Below are 681 nucleotides of genomic sequence, written 5' to 3'. Positions count from 1 at the left end.
GGGCCCCAACACACGAGATCCCCGGTGCGATACATCCGTGCCCCCGGTGCCCCGGTGAAGGGACACGCCACAAACCGCGACGCGGTCAATGGTGAGCGGCCCCAATACCCCACCCCCACACCATGACCGGCCACATAGAGTTCCCCGACCACCCCGGCCGGCACCGGCTGCAACCACGGGTCCAAGACGAAGAAGCCCAGGTGGGTCAACGGCACCCCGATCGGACTAGCGCTGGTGCCGCCGTCGCTCTCGACGATCGGGCGTATCGAGGCATGCACCGTGGTTTCGGTGATGCCGTACATGTTGATCAACCGCGGCGATCCCGCATGGTGATCCCACCACGGCCTCAAACGCGCTGGCTCGAGGGCTTCCCCACCGAATACCACCGTCTCGAGCGCCAGCTGCCGGCCCACCTCCGGTGACACTCCCTGGGCGGTTTGCAGGGCATAAAACGCCGACGGGGTCTGGCTCAACACACTGACCCGCTCGGCGGCCAGCAAGGCACAGAAATCATCCGCGGAACGGGTCACCGCTTCGGGCACCACCACCAACCGGCCCCCACCCAGCAGGGCGCCAAAGATCTCCCACACCGAAAAGTCAAACGCATACGAATGGAACTGCGACCACACCCCCGCACGATCCAACTGCCCATCCAGCGACTCCAGCAGCCCGACCACGTTG

Annotated in this window: 1 protein-coding gene; it reads right to left on the bottom strand. The window is 65.8% G+C overall.

Annotation, left to right across the window (positions count from 1 at the left end; genetic code table 11):
• Nucleotides 1-681 (bottom strand): AMP-binding protein (locus tag A5692_RS30400; protein ID WP_156766066.1); only part of this gene is annotated, 681 nt, incomplete at both ends.

The organism is Mycobacterium sp. E342, assembly GCF_001667665.1.
Taxonomy (GTDB): domain Bacteria; phylum Actinomycetota; class Actinomycetes; order Mycobacteriales; family Mycobacteriaceae; genus Mycobacterium.
Note: the sequence above shows the minus strand (reverse complement) of the source record. Positions and strands in the feature narration are given on the sequence as shown.